Origin of the sequence: Gelidibacter sp., assembly GCF_035515035.1 — a bacterium.
In the GTDB taxonomy this organism is placed as follows: Bacteria; Bacteroidota; Bacteroidia; order Flavobacteriales; family Flavobacteriaceae; genus Gelidibacter.
Genome location: NZ_DATJCA010000013.1, coordinates 1 through 17,448 on the forward strand (window position 1 = coordinate 1; position 17,448 = coordinate 17,448).

Below are 17,448 nucleotides of genomic sequence, written 5' to 3' on the forward strand. Positions count from 1 at the left end.
ATTCAATTTCGAAAATATTAGGTATGATTTTTGTAACTTATAGAGTAAATAAACTGTTATGAAAACATTTGCCACACTGCTTTTTGTTACCCTATTCATGATCTCTTGCAATTCGACAAAAACCGCTTATAAGACGGCTTCACAAGTTAACCACCAAGAACAAGACACCGTCAGGATTGCAAATGATTCCTTAGAATATGAAATCCTTATTATTGAACCAGGATTCAACTCATGGCTTGCCACTACTGCAAAACCGGAAGGTTTCTATTCACAGGAATATATGGAAGCCAGAAACAGACAATATGTTATAGAATGGAACCAACGCGTATTGCAACCGCTGCGTTATGACAGCAATCTATACGAACTTCAAATTGATTATCAGCCCTTTATTGATTATGGTTATGAGGTCAATTACAAGCTATACAATTACTTCATTTACTTCCAGTTAACCTACAAACAGAGATTAGGGACTTTTGCTCCTAGGATTTAAAGGAATTTGAAGTATCTTCGCATCGCAAAAAAGTACGATGGAAAATTTCAAGAAAAATTGGCAAATACAACATAACTGGCAGTTACTTTTTCCGGTTTTGGGTATTCTCATTTTAGGATATTGTTCCTATAGATTAGCAGATGTAATCGTTGGGAACGTAAATCTGTTTTTGGTATTAATCGCTTCTGTCGTTCTATTTTCGTTGCTTTTAAGATTGACCTTGTTTTCATTTAAAAAACTCGAACATAAATGGATCTTAGAGCATCGGTGGGAAATGATTCGGGTATTTATTGTGTTTTCTATTACCGGTTCATCATCAGTTTTTATTGGAAAACCCATCATGGCACTCATCGGAATTACAAAAGACAATTTAAACACCACTGTTTACTGGATTTTATACATTATTGTTGGGCTCATTTTTTATCAAATTATGCTTGTCTTTTTTGGATGGCTATTTGGTCAGTTTAATTTTTTCTGGGCGTTTGAAAAGAAAATGTTGGGCAGATTAGGATTCAAGAAGTTCTTAAGACAATGAGTTTTCTAAGACACCATATCCTATTCAAAGGTTTGACACTCATTTTAGTGTTGGCCTTTCTATTGCCTTCAGCTGTCAAATTTTTGCATATTTTTGAGCACCATCAGCACGAAGTGTGTTATGGTGAATCTGATGCACATTTCCATACGTTAGATGTTGACTGTGAGTTTTATAAGTTTAAGATAAACACTCCATTCACATTACCTGAAAATCTCACTGCGTTAACGGTTTATCCTGAAATCAACATTTTCAACACCAAAGAATACTGCTTTCTTAGTGAATACCAACGTCTACACTTTACACGTCGAGGTCCGCCGTCGATTAATTTAATCTAATTTCTTCTGAAATAAATTCAGAATGTATTCGTATTAAATTAATCTACACATTCCCTATGAAACAAAATTTTGTAGTATTGCTCTTACTGGCAATACCATCCATTTACGCCCAAAACACTTTAAAAGGCAGCGTGATCGATAAGAACACGACAGAACCTTTAATTTTTGCAAACATCTATATACCGCAACTCGAAAAAGGTGCAACATCTGATTTTGATGGAAACTTTACACTTTCCAACCTTCCAAATGGCACCTTTCCAATTGTGGTTTCCATAATAGGTTATGAGACCTTTTCACAGAACATAACCTTTCCATCAACCGACCATTTACATCTTGCATTGATCCCTTCAGCAATTGAAATGGAGGAAATCATCATTTCAACACCATTTCATAAATTACAAAGTGAAAACGTAATGAAGGTCGAACGTCAAACAGTTGCCAATTTAAAATCAAAAGGTGCTGTAACATTATCCGAAGGTCTCACCACAATTGCCGGTGTAGAAAGTATCACCACCGGCGTCAGCATAGGTAAACCTGTCATAAGAGGATTGAGCTCCAATCGGGTTTTAGTGTACACACAAGGCGTGAGACTGGAAAACCAACAATTTGGTGACGAGCATGGTCTCGGCTTAAGTGACGCTGGAATTGAAAGCGTGGAAGTCATAAAAGGTCCTGCCTCCCTACTCTATGGCAGTGATGCACTTGGTGGCGTCCTTTATCTAAACCCTGAAAGATTCGCACAAGTCAATTCAGATAAAGCAGATGCCAGCTACAATTATTTTAGCAGTACAAAAGGTTTTAATACCGATGCAGGTTACAAAATTTCTGGTGAAAAATTTAAATTTTTATTCAGGGGAAGTCTTGCCGAACACGCAGATTATAACACTGCGGACTATAGAGTGACCAACTCAAGATTTAGAGAACAGGATTTTAAGACTGGATTAGGATATCAGAAATCTGGTTTCAAAACGGAGCTCCGCTATAATATCAACAATTCAAAACTTGGTATTCCAGGAGAACTTGGAGAACAAACCACAAGCAAAACGCCATTATTGCCCTTCCAAGAGGTCACAAATCATGTATTGAGTTCAAAATCGACTGTGTTTCTTAAAAACTCAAGTTTGGATATCAGCTTAGGTTTGCTCTATAACGAAAGAAAAGAATTTGAAGCCCACCATCATGATCACGGGGATAATGACGATGAAGACCATGACGGTCTAGAAGCTGCACTAAACATGAAGTTAAAGACTTTTAACTACGATGTAAAGTACAATTTGCCAACGCTTGGTAGATTTGAAACCATTGTTGGAGTTCAAGGTATGACCCAAAGTAATAACAATTATGGCGAAGAACAATTGATTCCGGATGCTACCACAAACGATTTTGGAGTTCTTGCCACATCACATATCCATTTTGAAAATTCTGACATACAAATTGGTGCACGTTTCGATCACCGTACAATTGATGTCATCTCGGGATTAAATAGAGATTTTTCTAGTTTTAACGGTGCACTTGGCTTTAAAACAAAGTTTTTTAAAAAAATCACATCTAGAATTAATTTTGCCTCAGGATATCGTGCACCAAACTTGGCGGAACTTACTTCGGATGGGACGCATGAAGGCACCAACCGTTATGAAATTGGGAATGCAAATTTGAAAAACGAACAAAACTTTCAAGTAGATTTAGCTTTGGAATATAAAAGTGAGCATTTTGAAGTTTTCGCCAATGGTTTCTATAACAAAGTGAACAATTATATTTTTATCTCACCAAATGGAGAATTTTTTGACAACACACCTGTTTATAATTATTTACAGGCAGATGCCTATTTGTACGGTGGAGAAATAGGATTGCACCTCCATCCTCATCCTCTAGATTGGTTGCACCTTGAAAGTAGTTTTGAAACGGTTACGGGAAAGCAACAAAATGAAAATTATTTGCCGCTCATCCCAGCTAACTCCATGTCCAACACCCTTAGAGTGGAATTTGAAACAAAATCTGTTCAAAAACTATACGGATTTGTAAGAATGAGGACCCATTTCAAACAAAATAACGTGAGCTCATTTGAAACTCCGACCAATGGGTACAACCTTTTAGGTGCAGGTCTTGGAGGCACTATACATCTTTTTAATAACAATTTGGATATCCGACTTTCAGGCAGCAACCTAACAGATGGAACCTATATCAATCATTTATCACGTTTAAAATCGGATGGCATCTTTAATATTGGACGGAACTTCAACATAGGATTGACCTATACTTTATAAAAATCAAAAAATCCCTTTCAAACGCTGAAAGGGATTTTTTTTATCTTACTTCTATAACTTTAGGTTTTTTACTGAACACATAGGTGTAAAACCACATAATGGTAAAGGAGGGAATAATATCGAAGCCTGGTAAAATTTCTTCAATAAATGAAAATATACTAGCAACTTTACCCTTTCTTCCCGCATACATTTTTGACATCAATAGCGCCGATATGGGCGCCCAAATGATATCAATAAAAGTGATCATTCCAATGAAATCCAAAAAGATCCCTAGAACGAGTTTTTTGTTTTTGCTTAGATTATTTAATGGCATCGTATAAATTTTAATTTAAAATATCTATAACAAGAAATATACCAAAAAATCACTCAAGAGAATTTATTACTGATCAGTTTTAAAAACTCATTACGGGTTTCAATCTTCTCAAATTGGCCTCTAAATCCTGAAGTCGTGGTTACGGAATTTTGTTTTTGAACCCCACGCATCATCATGCACATATGGGAAGCTTCAATGACAACAGCAACGCCCTGAGGCTGGAGTGTGTCATTGATACAGTCTAAAATTTGTTCCGTTAAACGCTCCTGAACCTGTAAACGTCTAGCAAACACGTCCACAATTCTCGGCAATTTACTCAACCCGACAATCTGTCCATTCGGGATGTAGGCAATATGTGCTTTTCCGAAAAACGGAAGGATGTGATGTTCACAAAGAGAATATACTTCAATGTCCTTAACAATGACCATCTCATTATAAGATTCCTTAAACATAGCACTTTTCAAAATCTCTGCAGCGTCCTGACTATAACCTTGGGTGAGAAACTGCATCGCCTTTGAAGCACGTTCTGGCGTTTTTAAAAGTCCTTCCCGACTGACATCTTCACCAAGATCTTCAATAATGCGTTTGTATCTTTCTTTAACATCTTCCGTAACCTTAAGGTTATACTCTTCAAAGTGCTGGTATGCCATGATATGTAATTTAGGTTATGTTAAAAGTAAAGGATTTAAGTGAAAATTAAAATCTTTAAATCCATAATAACTTTAGACCTAACAAAAACATCATGATTTACAGCCAATAGATCGCTTGCTTCATTCTCTAATCTGGGTGCTCTTTAATAATAATTCTTCTTCATAATTGTGCAAAAGCAAACAATATGCTAACTTGGTCGCAATTATTCATCTATGATAAAAGCAACCAATATCCATAAATATTACGGCGATCTCCACGTCCTTAAAGGTGTCAATCTTAACATTCATAAAGGAGAGATTGTATCCATTGTAGGCGCCTCAGGAGCAGGAAAAACCACTTTGTTACATATTTTGGGCACTTTGGATAGAGCATCAACCAAAGACCAAAGTACATTGCAGGTCAATGATGTTGATATTATTAGCTTAACAGATAAACACCTTGCAAAATTTAGAAATGAACATATTGGATTCATCTTCCAATTTCATCAACTACTGCCAGAGTTTACAGCACTGGAGAATGTATGCCTACCGGCATTTATAAAGAATACATCCAAACAGGAAGCCGAAAAACGCGCCAAAGAGTTATTGGATTTTTTAGGATTGACCCATAGATACCATCATAAACCTAGTGAATTGTCTGGTGGAGAACAACAACGGGTAGCAGTGGCTAGAGCATTGATCAACAACCCTGAATTGATTTTCGCCGATGAACCTTCCGGTAATTTAGATAGTGAGAGTGCCGAAAATCTGCACAATCTCTTCTTCAAACTACGCGATGAGTTTGGCCAAACTTTCGTCATTGTTACTCACAACGAGGAGTTGGCAGATATGGCCGATCGAAAATTGGTGATGGTGGATGGGAAAATTGTTTAATTAATTTATTTGATATCTGGAATAACATCCACAATTGAATCAATTAACTTGCTAATGGCAGCGCCAATATTGTGACCACTTTTATAAAGCGGGACATGGCCCAACACATTATCAAAATTAGTTATTGAGTTGCTGACCACGTTTAAAGTTGAATCAAGTATATCGTCATTATTATTTTCCATCTTTTATATTTTTACGGTCGTTTTGAAATTGCTTTAAATCATTTATGGCGTCCTTGCCTAGTTTGGTTCCAATGCCAATGGCAAAAAGTGCAATTGCAGATTTTAAACCAACTTTTATAATAGATTTCATTTGTATCCAATTTTAATGAGAGGCTCTAATTTACCCAATTAAAATGACTCCTAAAATAGAAATCTGTTTTGAGTTTAAAATAAATTGGATTGCGTCAAACTGAGATCTGCTCGTCTGTAATTTGATTCTTCGTTATTAGGTATGTGGCAGGGAAATTGCATAGGTAAGCTTACATAAAGTAAATTATAATCTATCACCATTGAAAAAACAAGAGCTGAAAGAATTTTTAGATGCCAAAGTCACAGAATATAACCATCCACGATTTATTGAAAGTGATCCAATCCAAATTCCACACCAATTCTCAAAAAAGGAAGATATAGAAATTGCAGGATTTTTGACGGCAACTATTTCTTGGGGAAATAGGAAAAGCATTATCACGAACGCTAAAAAGATGATGGCTCTATTGGACCATGCTCCTTTTGATTTTGTGAGCAACCATTCCTCATCGGACTTGGAAAACCTTCGTTCTTTTGTCCATAGGACCTTTAACGAAGACGACTTGATTCAATTTATAAAGAGCTTAAATCATATTTATAAAAATCACGGCGGATTGGAAGCTGTTTTTTCTAAACATTCAGAAAGTTTCTCCACCCAAAGCGCTATTCATCACTTTAAAAATTATTTTTTTGAGATTAACCATTTAACCCGAACTCAAAAACATGTGAGTGATCCATTTAAAAATTCAGCAGCTAAACGTATCAATATGTTTTTAAGATGGATGGTCAGGGACGACAATAACGGTGTCGACTTTGGCGTTTGGAAGAGCCTCTCACCTGCCCAACTTTCATGTCCGCTTGACGTACATTCAGGGAATGTGGCACGATCCTTAGGAATTTTAAAAAGAAAACAAAATGATGCTAAAGCCTTAGAGGAACTGGATAAGGCATTAAGAGCGTTGGACAAAGATGATCCTGTAAAATACGATTTTGCCCTCTTTGGACTGGGCGTCTTTGAAGGGTTTTCAAAGATATAAGTTCTTACCACTATAATTTATCAACAAACATACATACCATGCAAAGCCCCAAATTACCTACCAACGAACGCTTGCGATTAAGTGTTTTATCAGAATATCAATTACTCGATACGCTACCTGAAGAAGATTATGATAACGTCACAAGCCTTGTGGCTTCAATTTGCGACGCACCTATGTCATTAATTACAATGCTCGATAAGGAACGCAATTTTTTTAAATCGCACCACGGTGTTCCGTTTCAAGAATCCCCAAGAGACATTTCTTTTTGCGGACACGCCATTTTGGGAGATGGTCCAATCTTTATTATCCAAGATGCCCGATTGGATGAGCGGTTTGTTAATAATCCACTTATTGAAGGGGCCAAAGCAATTTTTTATGCTGGCGTACCTTTGGTAAATCCGGAAGGTTATGCTTTAGGGACCCTATGTGTATTTGACCATAAGCCGAGAATATTAACAGATTCACAAAAACATGCACTCATCACTTTAGGCAAGCAAGTGGTCAATTCCTTAGAATTGAGAAGACAGAATTTAAAATTACAAGCCGCTAAGAACGAACTCACTCTGCATAATATCCAATTAAAAAAATTTGCCAGCCATGTCTCACACGATTTAAAATCGCCTTTGGCCAATATCATTTCATTGTCGCAACTTTTAAAAGAGGATCTAGAGGGCAAACATTCTGATTCCTCTTTGGAATACCTTGAGTATATTGAAGACTCCGCTTTGATCCTTAAAGATTATATTGATGGAATCTTGTTGCATTATAAAGCGGACGAACTTATTAAGGAAGAAAAAGAAGACGTCCAACTTTCTAAATTATCTGAAGATATAAGCCAATTGTTACTCTCTAAAAATGATACACTTTCATATACTGGACAGGATGTCATTAAAAACATAAACAAAGTGGCTTTAACACAAATCCTGATCAATTTGGTGGACAATGCCCTTAAGTATAATGATTCAGAAAAACGTTTAATAGAGATTGCTTATGTGGAAGAATCTAAATTCCACAAGTTTTTAGTTTCAGACAATGGCATAGGAATTGAAAAAGATAAACAGGATTTAATATTTAACCTGTTTGCCATTATCCCTCATGACAACATTAAGCGCAGCACAGGCATTGGACTGAGCACGATAAAAAATCTAATCGACAAATTAGGTGGTGCTATTCAGGTTACCTCTGAAGTTGGTGTCGGGAGTGTTTTCACATTTAAGATTGCCAAGTAAGGTGTAAAATCCGCACTTTACTCAATACCGACATTACATAAAGCCCATCCTGAAGCCTAAATCTTCATTGGTATAGCCAGCGACTTCAAAAGAGATCGTTACGTCCATTTTTCAGCCGTTCAACATTGCAAAGTTTATCCTATTTTAACATATTTTCAAAATAGCTTCTCATAAATCCTTTTATCTTTAAGGCTTCAAAATTCTAACTTTATGAAAAACTATTTTTTACTAATTGCCACTTTTTCTGTGAGCTTGCTCTTTTCGCAAGTCAAAAAAATCCCTTTAGACACAATGGCTGTGACCAATCACTCCATTGTCATAAATGGTAAAAGCCTTTCTTACCAAGCAATAGCAGGAACACAACCTGTTTGGAATGCCAAAGGCGAACCCATTGCCACATTGTTTTACACCTATTACAAAAAGACTAATAGCGAAAAAGAAAAACGGCCAATAGTTTTTTCTTTTAACGGTGGACCAGGTTCAGCGTCAGCTTGGATGCACATTGCTTATACGGGTCCTGTGATTTTGAATATAGATGACGAAGGTTATCCTGTACAACCTTATGGGGTGAAAGCCAATCCGCATTCTATTTTAGATGTGGCAGATATTGTTTTTATTGATCCTGTAAATACGGGATACTCCAGAATGGTTGAGGATAAGGATGGAAAACTGCCAGATAGAAAAACGTTTTTTGGGATCAATGCCGATATTAAATATTTAGCAGAATGGATGAATACCTTTGTTTCAAGAAAAAACCGATGGGAATCTCCTAAATATTTAATTGGTGAAAGCTATGGTGGTCCAAGAGTTATGGGATTATCAAAAGAGTTGCAAAACAATCAATGGATGTATTTAAATGGTGTCATTTTAGTGTCTCCAGCCGATTATAAAATTTATTCTACCGATCAACCGATTTATTCTGCACTGAATTTACCATATTTTACTGCCACGGCATGGTATCAAAAAGCACTTTCTCCTGCGCTTCAACAAAAAGATTTATTGGACATATTACCAGAAGTGGAAGCATATACTATAGACCATGTCATGCCAGCCATTGCAAAAGGAGGTTTTATTTCTGAAGCAGAAAGAAATGAAGTAGCAGATAAAATGAGCCTCTATTCTGGATTAAGTAAATCTTCAATTATTGATCACAATTTGAATGTTCCTACAAATTTTTTCTGGAAAGAACTCATACGAGATAAAGGCTATACCGTAGGAAGATTGGATTCTAGGTATTTAGGAATCGATAAAATGACCGCTGGAAACTCTCCTGATTATAATGCGGAATTAACCTCATGGCTGCATTCCTTCACTCCTGCCATCAATTATTACATCCGTGAAGAGCTTAATTTTAAAACGGACATCAAATACAATATGTTTGGCAACGTACATCCTTGGGACCGACAATATGATAGCACAAGAGACGACCTGCGCCAGGCGATGGCTCAAAACCCTTATTTGAAAGTTTTGGTCCAATCAGGTTACTATGATGGCGCAACAACTTATTTTGCTGCCAAATATACTGTTGGCCAAATGGATCCGAGTGGCAGAATGAAAGATCGCGTTTCTTTTAAAGGCTACAGAAGTGGCCATATGATGTATCTAAGAAAAGAAGATCTTAAGAAAGCTACCGAAGATATAAGGCAGTTTATTATAGAATCCACGCCGAAAAGCGGTGAAGCCGCAAAATATTAATCTCGAAAAACCTGATAGAAAATTATCAGGTTTTTTTATTTCTAGCCCATAATTTCCTTCTTCACCTAAGTTTGGGACAATAATTAACTAGGCACTTTATTCTATCACTTAAAAGTAAAACATACAAGAAGGTAATTCCCTCTAAGAAAAAAATCACAGACCAAACATTAATTTGATTGAACCGTCTGTTTAGATAGAAATCGTATTTTTGCCGGATGCAACAGTCTTTAATCAGCATTCTTACGCCTTTTAAAAATAGTTCGGCTTTTATTTCACCCTATCTCGAATCTATCATAAAACAAACTTATGCCCATTGGGAGTTGGTAATTGTTGATGATCATTCCACAGATGAAAGTTATAATCTGGTAGCTTCATTCGCGCAAAGAGATCATCGCATAAAATTACTCAAGACTAACGGTCACGGGATTATTGATGCCTTAAGATTGGCTTTTAAAAAGAGCTCTGGCCACTACATTACCCGAATGGACAGCGATGATCTCATGGCTCCCAATAAACTGGAATTAATGCTTCATGATTTAAAAACTCACGGAAATGGACATATCGCTTTAGGATTGGTCAGCTATTTTTGTGAAGGAGAACTTGGAGAAGGGTATCAAAACTATGAAAAATGGCTCAATGGACTAACCCAATCAGGAACAAATTACACAGAAATCTACAAGGAGTGTGTAATTCCATCCCCTTGCTGGATGGTATCGCGTGAGGATTTGATAACGTGTGGTGCTTTTGAAAGAAATGTCTATCCTGAAGATTATGATCTGGCATTTCGGTTCTACCAAAACGGTTTAAAATGTATTCCATCCAACAACGTGCTCCATTATTGGAGAGATTATCAGAATAGAACCTCAAGAACTCATGATCATTACGCAGCCAATCATTTCCTGAAATTAAAGATGCATTATTTTTTAGAACTTGATTACAATGTCAAACGCCCACTAGTTCTTTGGGGTGCTGGTTTCAAAGGTAAATTTTGCGCGAAACTATTAAAGAAAAACAAGGTGCCGTTTATCTGGATTTGTAATAATCCTAAGAAAATTGGGAAACATATCTATAATGTGAAATTACACGCTGTTTCTACAATAAATCAGTTGCACCAACCGCAGGTCATCGTTACCGTGGCCAATAAAAAATCACAAAATTGGATCGCTACGGTTTTAGAAAAACTTCATTTATTAAAAGCCAAAGATTATTTCTTCTTTTGTTAGCAAACTCAAGTTATTAACGTTAAATTTCTCAAAATCCGAAGGCTCAAATCACTATGTATTTTTTATATTTGACCCGCTTGTTAGACCTCCAAAACCACGAAAGGAATGCAGTTTAAAAATCCAGAAATTCTATATGCCCTACTGCTGCTCATTATTCCTATAATTGTTCATTTATTTCAACTACGACGCTTTGAAAAGGTCGCTTTTACCAACGTTCAGTTCCTTAAAAACATCACTTTACAAACGCGTAAAAGTTCACAAATCAAGAAATGGTTAACTTTATTGACTCGATTGTTGCTTTTGGCATGTATAATCCTCGCATTTGCCCAACCTTATCAAGCCAATCAAAATAGCTTCACTACCAAGAATGAAACCGTCATTTATTTGGACAACTCTTTCAGCATGCAGGCTAGAGGTAATAATGGCACTTTATTAAATGCTGCTGTGCAAGATTTAATTGAGCACGTAGATGAAAATGAAATGCTGAGCCTTTTTACCAATGATCTCAACTTTTACAATACCAGTATAAAGGCCATTAAAAATGACTTGATACAGCTCTCCTATTCCGCTTATCAATTGGATTATGAAGCCGTGATTTTAAAAGCGAAAAAAACATTCTCTAAAGATAAAGGCAGTATTAAAAACTTCATTCTGATTTCTGATTTTCAACAAAAAAATGATGTTCTATCTCTTAAAGGCGACAGTCTTGTCACATATAGATTGGTACAGCTACCACCAAAAAGCATTAGTAATGTTAGTATTGATTCCCTCTATATTTCCAAAAATGCGGTGGAAACCTTAGAATTGACGGTCATTTTGAGTAATCAAGGGAATAAGCCAGTTGAAACCTTACCGGTCTCCCTTTTTGAAGATGGTCAACTTATTGCAAAAAGTGCAGTTTCTATAGATCAAAAATCAGAAACAATTTTTACAATTCCCAACAACAAAACCTTTAAAGGAAAGATTTCGATTGAAGATTCTAATTTAATATATGACAACACCTTATACTTCAATATTGATGAAAAAGATCGCATAAAAGTATTGGTTATCAATGAAGGCAATCCTGATTTTTTAAGAAAGTTATATACTGACGACGAATTTGATTTAACGATTGTTAATTTTAAAGAACTAAATTATAATAACATCAGCAATCAAAATTTGATTGTGCTCAATGAGTTAAAAAACATTCCAAATGCTTTAATTAGGTCTTTAACTTCCTTTACAGAGGACGGTGGAAGCCTATTAACTATTCCTTCATCTGAATCAGACTTAAAGAGTTACAGTCAACTACTTAACTCCTTTTCACTACCAGGCTATTCGTCTAAAATTTCGACAGAAAAACGCATTACGAAAATCAATTTTTCCCACCCACTTTTAGCGAATGTTTTCGATAAAAAGGTAGACAATTTTCAATATCCTAAGGTCAATTCATTCTATACTTTATCCAATTCGTCCGGTGCAAACATTTTAAGCTATGAAGACAACACCGCTTTTCTAAACCAATCAAATACGGTGTTTGCTTTTAGCGCAAGCCTAGATGACAGCAATTCCAATTTTAAGAACTCACCGTTAATTGTTCCTGTGCTTTATAATATTGGCAAGCAAAGTTTAAAATTACCCAGGTTATATTATACCATAGGAAAACTAAATACCATTGACATCAACACTAGCCTGCTCCAAGATGAAATTTTGAGATTGGACAATGCCGATGTTTCTATTGTACCTATGCAACAAACCTTCAGCCAAAAAGTTCAATTGACTACAAGCGAGTATCCCAATACAGCAGGAACTTTCCAGGTCAAAAATAAAAACAATGTGGTAAGAAATCTAAGTTATAACTACGATAGAAAAGAAAGCCAACTCAATTACATGAACCTGTCTCAAGTAACAAATAGTTTAAAAAACAGGTCGGTTGCTTCTGCCATTGACGATATAAAAAGTACGACAAATGTTAATGAGCTATGGAAATGGTTTGTTATTTTTGCAATAGCTTTTTTAATTATTGAAATGCTCATCTTAAAATTCCTTAAATGAACCTACTGATAAAATCTGCAACCATAGTAGATCCAAAAAGCGATTTCCATAATCAAACTTGCGATATCCTTATAGAAAAAGGCATCATTTCCCAAATCTCAGAACAGATAAAAAACCCTTCTAAAATGAAGGAAATAAATCTTGATAACCTACATGTTTCCCAAGGGTGGTTTGATAGCAGCGTAAGTTTTGGAGAACCTGGATATGAAGAGCGCGAAACCATCGCAAACGGACTTGAAACAGCAGCACATTCAGGTTTTACGGATGTGGCCGTGAATTCCAACACCAATCCTGTGATTGACAGTTATGCTGATATATCCTTTTTAAAAGGAAAAGCCGCGGGTAATCCTGTTAACTTATATCCGATTGGTGCCTTGACAAAAAACAGTGATGGTGAAGATTTGGCGGAACTGTTCGATATGAAAAACGCTGGAGCCATCGCCTATTCTGATTACCAAAAACCGGTTAGAAATCCTAACTTGATGAAATTGGCCTTGCAATACGCAGGTAATTTTGGAGGATTGGTTTTTTCCTTCCCTCAGGAATCTAAAATTTCTGGTCTTGGCGTCATGAATGAAAATATCATGAGCACGTCATTGGGCTTAAAAGGAAACCCAACTTTGGCCGAAGAACTACAGATTGTGCGCGATTTATTTTTGTTGGAATATACGGGAGGAAAATTGCATGTTCCGACGATTTCTTCTTCGAAATCTGTAGAATTGATCAGAAATGCAAAATCTAAAAAATTGGATGTGAGTTGTAGTGTTGCCATTCATAATTTGATTTTGACAGACGATGAACTAAAAACCTTTGACACGCGATTTAAGGTCACACCTCCTTTAAGAACCCAATCAGATTGCGATGCGCTTATTGAAGGCCTTAAAGATGGTACTATCGATATGGTTACCAGTGATCACAATCCGATTGACATTGAGCATAAAAAGATAGAATTTGATTATGCAAAATACGGCACAATCGGTTTGGAAACAGCTTTTGGTGCCCTACATACGGTTTTTACGATGAAAAAGACCATCGATTTACTAACCAAAGGTCGGGAACGTTTTGGGATTGTTCCAACCCCTATAGCCATTGGCAGTAAAGCGAAATTAACCTTGTTCAATCCTGATCAAAATTATCAATTTGATAAGGGAATGATCCTTTCTACATCAAAAAATGCCATCTTTGAAAACTATCAATTAAAAGGCAAGGTTTACGGTATTTACTCAAACAATCAATTGGTTCTAAATTAATATGAAAGATGCTGTGATTAAAGAAGGCAAAACATTGGCCATTATCAGTTATTTAACCTTCATAGGCCTAATTATTGCCATTATCATGAATTTAGAAAAACGAAACCCGTTTACGTTTTTTCACATTAGACAGATGTTTGGTTTGATGATTATGTTGATATTCTCAAATTTAGTAGAACAATATGTCAATAGTCTTTTGGGAACTGCATTTTGGATCATCACATTTGCATGCTGGGTATTTGCTATTTATTTTGCCATAAAAGAAGAATATAAACTCATTCCTGTTCTTGGTGAAAAATTCCAAGAATGGTTTAAAAATATTAATTAATAATGTCTGAACTTTCTTTACACCATATCACAAGGCCTTCAACTCTAAATGAAAACGCACCTGCACTCATTATGTTCCATGGTTATGGAAGTGATGAACATGATCTTTTTAGTTTCGCATCTGAATTGCCTGAAGAATTATTTATTATTTCTGCAAGAGCGCCCTACCCTATGCAACCCTACGGAAATGCTTGGTATGCCATTAATTTTGATGCTGAAATGAACAAATGGAATGACAATGAACAAGCCCTGAAATCGAGAGATTTGATCGCCACTTTCATTGACGAAGTAAAAGAAAAATATCCCATCAATAAAAATAACCTAACGCTTTTAGGCTTCAGTCAAGGTACTATTTTAAGTTATGCCGTAGCACTTACTTATCCTGAAAAAATAAAAAACGTTATTGCGCTAAGCGGCTATATCAGCCCTGAAATGCTTCCTGATGATATTGAAACTAAAGATTATTCGCGTTTGGCGTTTTATTGCTCCCATGGCAGCGTCGATCAAGTCATTCCTGTAGAATGGGCGAGAAAAGTACCCCAATTTTTAAATGCCTTGTCCATAAAAAACACCTATAAGGAATTCCCTGTGGGTCATGGCGTCGCACCTGAGAACTTTTATGAATTAAGGAGCTGGTTGAATAAGCGTTTGGAAAATTAGTTCGAAGGTCTAGATTCAAAATTTAAGGTTCGAAATCTGCAGTAGACATCATGTTTGCGAAACCTGAGGTTCGTATGGAAAATAATTTCAGTTTTCAGTCGTGGTCGCCGAATTCAGTTGTAGTTGCGGAGCAATAAACATGTTCAAGTAGTTTTGCGAACATGTGCGGCATCTGCGGGAAAATAATTATAATCTACGGTCGCATTTACAGTTTTCAATTGCAGTTTCAGTAATACGGGGCGGAGACTACAACTTCAACTTCAATTTCATTTTCCACCTTTTCGCAAATAATGCGGCGTGCCGGCAATTTTAACCTTTTTAAGGCTCTACTCTTGAGGAAGTTGACTTTTGAGCGCTTTCAATTCCCTGTTTAAATGATTGATAGAATCTTTTAGTACTTGTTCTTTTGCGATCATTTTTGTCATTTTCTCTTGATACGTTTCAAATATATTCTTAGAATTCACATATTGAAATACTATCAACAACAATGCAAAAACGAACATATACATAAAGATTTTACCTTTCATAAGTTTTATAGGTTAATTTGTAAGTTATCATAAGCCAGGAAAACGTTTTTAGGAAGTTTTTTTTCAACGTCGTCGTGAAATCCAAGCATGTGACTAATATGGGTCAAATACGCACGTTCTGGCTGTACTTTATTTATAACTTCTAGAGCTTCACTCAAATTAAAATGAGAGATATGTTCTTCCTCTCTTAAAGCATTCACCACAAGAACCTTGACGCCCTTTAATTTCTCAAGTTCTTCGTCTGCAATAGTTTTCATATCGGTCAAATAGGCGAAGTCATTAAATCTGAAGCCAAAAACCTGGAGTTTGTAATGCATCCCGTTGATAGGGACGACATTTAAATCGCCTAATCGGAAGGGTTCATTTTTAATTCTGATAGGCATCACTCCTGGCGCCCCAGCATACTTGTTCTGGGTTTCAAAAATATAAGCAAACCGCTCCTTGAGTGCTTTTAAAACCCTTTTATGAGCATAGATGGGAATATCACCCTGCTTGAAATAAAATGGTCTAATGTCATCTAAACCAGCTGTATGATCAGCATGTTCATGGGTAAATACAACACCATCTAACTTGGTACATTTAGCATTGAGCATCTGTTGCCTAAAATCGGGGCCACAATCGATAACATAGGTATATGTGTTCCATTCAATCAACACAGAAACCCGCAGACGTTTGTCTTTTGGATTATCGCTTAAACATACAGGATGAGTGCTCCCAATAACCGGAATTCCTTGGGATGTACCTGTTCCTAAAAATATAACTCTCAATGGTGCTTTGTTTACAACAAAAGTAAGTTTATTATTTTGTTTAAGATAGCAATTTGATACCTTTGTAGCTTACAAAACTCAATCTACAATATGGAGATAACCTTAAAGGGCGATAAAGAATTTGAAGAGATTCCATCGCTTAAAAACAAAGCGCTTCGTATCAATCTTAATGAAAATATTTACGGAACCTTTGCTGAAATTGGTGCAGGTCAAGAAACTGTGCGTCAGTTTTTTAGAGCTGGCGGTGGATCTGGCACCATTGCTAAGGCTATGTCAGCTTATGACAAAGACTTTAGTGATGCCATTTATGGTGTTGAAGAAGATGGGCGCTATGTCACAGAAGAGCGGTTGAGAAAAATGTTAAATCATGAAATCAAATTAATTGAAGAACGCCTTTCAAGAGACAAGCATCCTAATAAAATGTTCTTTTCTTTTGCCAATACGGTGGCGACGATTGATTTTGCTAAAAAATATAAGGGCCATGGCTGGGTAGGTATCAAATATCAAATTGAACCACACCCTACGGCTTATAATGAGATTATTTTGCATTTTCGTTTTAGAGAAAATGATGCACGGCTCCAACAGGAAACCTTAGGTATTTTAGGTACCAATCTCATATATGGTGCGTATTATAAATACAATGAACCTAAAAAAATCTTACGTTATTTATACGATCATTTAGATAAAGATCAAATTGAAATTGACACTATCAACTTCTCGGGTCCCGTATTTAAAGATGTGGATAACCGATTGATGAGCTTGCAACTTGTTAAAAACAATATGACTGACGCGGTCATGTTCGCCCCTGATGGCAATAACGTACTGCCTGCTAGAATTTTATATAAAAAGAATATTTTGGCCTTGCGCGGAAGTTTTAGACCCGTAACCAAAGTAAACATAGACATGTTTGAGAAATCTTATGACATGTTTATCAAGGAAAATAAAGTTGACATCAACAATACTCAAGTTGTTTTTGAGATTACACTTTCAA

General features: G+C 36.1%; 19 protein-coding genes and 1 pseudogene. 14 read left to right on the plus strand and 6 right to left on the minus strand.

Annotation, left to right across the window (positions count from 1 at the left end):
- The first annotated feature begins 58 nt into the window (after positions 1–58).
- The 4 genes from VLZ86_RS00620 to VLZ86_RS00635 are packed head-to-tail and all read left to right on the plus strand — an operon-like array spanning position 59 to position 3,624.
- Entirely contained in the window at positions 59–490 is a 432-nt protein-coding gene (locus VLZ86_RS00620) for a DUF6146 family protein (RefSeq protein WP_325447661.1), read from the plus strand.
- Between the two features lie 37 nt (positions 491–527).
- Positions 528–1,025 (plus strand): DUF6787 family protein, encoded by a 498-nt coding sequence (locus VLZ86_RS00625; protein WP_325447663.1) that lies wholly within the window; start codon positions 528–530, stop codon positions 1,023–1,025.
- Positions 1,022–1,360, plus strand: a complete 339-nt coding sequence (locus VLZ86_RS00630; RefSeq protein WP_325447665.1) for a hypothetical protein — start codon at positions 1,022–1,024, stop codon at positions 1,358–1,360. Before VLZ86_RS00625 ends, VLZ86_RS00630 begins: the two co-directional genes overlap by 4 nt.
- 56 nt (positions 1,361–1,416) lie before the next feature.
- Positions 1,417–3,624: a TonB-dependent receptor gene (locus tag VLZ86_RS00635; RefSeq protein ID WP_325447667.1), complete on the plus strand. Its 2,208-nt coding sequence runs from the start codon at positions 1,417–1,419 to the stop codon at positions 3,622–3,624.
- Between the two features lie 40 nt (positions 3,625–3,664).
- Here VLZ86_RS00635 and VLZ86_RS00640 read toward each other — a convergent pair whose 3' ends face one another.
- Both VLZ86_RS00640 and folE read right to left on the minus strand, forming a co-directional pair.
- Positions 3,665–3,937: a hypothetical protein gene (locus tag VLZ86_RS00640; RefSeq protein ID WP_325447669.1), complete on the minus strand. Its 273-nt coding sequence runs from the start codon at positions 3,935–3,937 to the stop codon at positions 3,665–3,667.
- 53 nt (positions 3,938–3,990) lie between these two features.
- Complete coding sequence (gene folE / locus VLZ86_RS00645; protein WP_325447671.1) at positions 3,991–4,587, minus strand: GTP cyclohydrolase I FolE; 597 nt, start codon at positions 4,585–4,587, stop codon at positions 3,991–3,993.
- A gap of 213 nt (positions 4,588–4,800) precedes the next feature.
- Here folE and VLZ86_RS00650 point away from each other — a divergent pair, with 213 nt between their 5' ends.
- Complete coding sequence (locus VLZ86_RS00650) at positions 4,801–5,460, plus strand: ABC transporter ATP-binding protein (protein ID WP_325447673.1); 660 nt, start codon at positions 4,801–4,803, stop codon at positions 5,458–5,460.
- A gap of 5 nt (positions 5,461–5,465) precedes the next feature.
- Here the strand turns inward: VLZ86_RS00650 and VLZ86_RS00655 are convergent, their stop codons facing one another.
- On the minus strand, positions 5,466–5,642 hold the full coding sequence (locus VLZ86_RS00655) for a hypothetical protein (RefSeq protein ID WP_325447675.1): 177 nt from the start codon (positions 5,640–5,642) through the stop codon (positions 5,466–5,468).
- The gene (locus VLZ86_RS00660) at positions 5,632–5,772 is read right to left on the minus strand and encodes a hypothetical protein (protein WP_325447677.1); all 141 of its coding nucleotides are present in this window, start codon (positions 5,770–5,772) and stop codon (positions 5,632–5,634) included. Before VLZ86_RS00660 ends, VLZ86_RS00655 begins: the two co-directional genes overlap by 11 nt.
- A 199-nt stretch (positions 5,773–5,971) precedes the next feature.
- Here VLZ86_RS00660 and VLZ86_RS00665 point away from each other — a divergent pair, with 199 nt between their 5' ends.
- The 8 genes from VLZ86_RS00665 (at position 5,972) to VLZ86_RS00700 (ending at position 15,163) form a co-directional block, all read left to right on the plus strand.
- The gene (locus VLZ86_RS00665; protein WP_325447680.1) at positions 5,972–6,745 is read left to right on the plus strand and encodes a TIGR02757 family protein; all 774 of its coding nucleotides are present in this window, start codon (positions 5,972–5,974) and stop codon (positions 6,743–6,745) included.
- Between the two features lie 38 nt (positions 6,746–6,783).
- Positions 6,784–7,974, plus strand: coding sequence for a GAF domain-containing sensor histidine kinase (locus tag VLZ86_RS00670; protein ID WP_325447682.1), 1,191 nt, complete (start codon positions 6,784–6,786; stop codon positions 7,972–7,974).
- Between the two features lie 210 nt (positions 7,975–8,184).
- Positions 8,185–9,669 carry a S10 family peptidase gene (locus VLZ86_RS00675; protein ID WP_325447684.1) on the plus strand — a complete coding sequence of 495 codons (1,485 nt, stop codon included), beginning with the start codon at positions 8,185–8,187 and terminating at the stop codon, positions 9,667–9,669.
- A 215-nt stretch (positions 9,670–9,884) separates the two neighbouring features.
- Complete coding sequence (locus tag VLZ86_RS00680) at positions 9,885–10,892, plus strand: glycosyltransferase family 2 protein (protein ID WP_325447686.1); 1,008 nt, start codon at positions 9,885–9,887, stop codon at positions 10,890–10,892.
- Between the two features lie 105 nt (positions 10,893–10,997).
- Positions 10,998–12,926, plus strand: a complete 1,929-nt coding sequence (locus VLZ86_RS00685; protein WP_325447688.1) for a BatA domain-containing protein — start codon at positions 10,998–11,000, stop codon at positions 12,924–12,926.
- Entirely contained in the window at positions 12,923–14,176 is a 1,254-nt protein-coding gene (locus tag VLZ86_RS00690; RefSeq protein ID WP_325447690.1) for a dihydroorotase, read from the plus strand. Before VLZ86_RS00685 ends, VLZ86_RS00690 begins: the two co-directional genes overlap by 4 nt.
- Before the next feature lies 1 nt (position 14,177).
- Positions 14,178–14,504 (plus strand): hypothetical protein, encoded by a 327-nt coding sequence (locus VLZ86_RS00695; protein ID WP_325447692.1) that lies wholly within the window; start codon positions 14,178–14,180, stop codon positions 14,502–14,504.
- A gap of 2 nt (positions 14,505–14,506) precedes the next feature.
- Positions 14,507–15,163, plus strand: a complete 657-nt coding sequence (locus VLZ86_RS00700) for an alpha/beta hydrolase (RefSeq protein WP_325447694.1) — start codon at positions 14,507–14,509, stop codon at positions 15,161–15,163.
- A gap of 326 nt (positions 15,164–15,489) precedes the next feature.
- Here VLZ86_RS00700 and VLZ86_RS00705 read toward each other — a convergent pair whose 3' ends face one another.
- Together VLZ86_RS00705 and VLZ86_RS00710 are read right to left on the minus strand one after the other, a co-directional pair.
- Positions 15,490–15,690, minus strand: a complete 201-nt coding sequence (locus VLZ86_RS00705) for a hypothetical protein (RefSeq protein WP_325447696.1) — start codon at positions 15,688–15,690, stop codon at positions 15,490–15,492.
- Between the two features lie 5 nt (positions 15,691–15,695).
- The gene (locus VLZ86_RS00710; RefSeq protein ID WP_325447698.1) at positions 15,696–16,457 is read right to left on the minus strand and encodes an MBL fold metallo-hydrolase; all 762 of its coding nucleotides are present in this window, start codon (positions 16,455–16,457) and stop codon (positions 15,696–15,698) included.
- A 90-nt stretch (positions 16,458–16,547) separates the two neighbouring features.
- Between VLZ86_RS00710 and VLZ86_RS00715 the strand changes: the two are divergent.
- A pseudogene (locus tag VLZ86_RS00715) lies at positions 16,548–17,448 on the plus strand (TonB-dependent receptor); the annotation flags it as partial.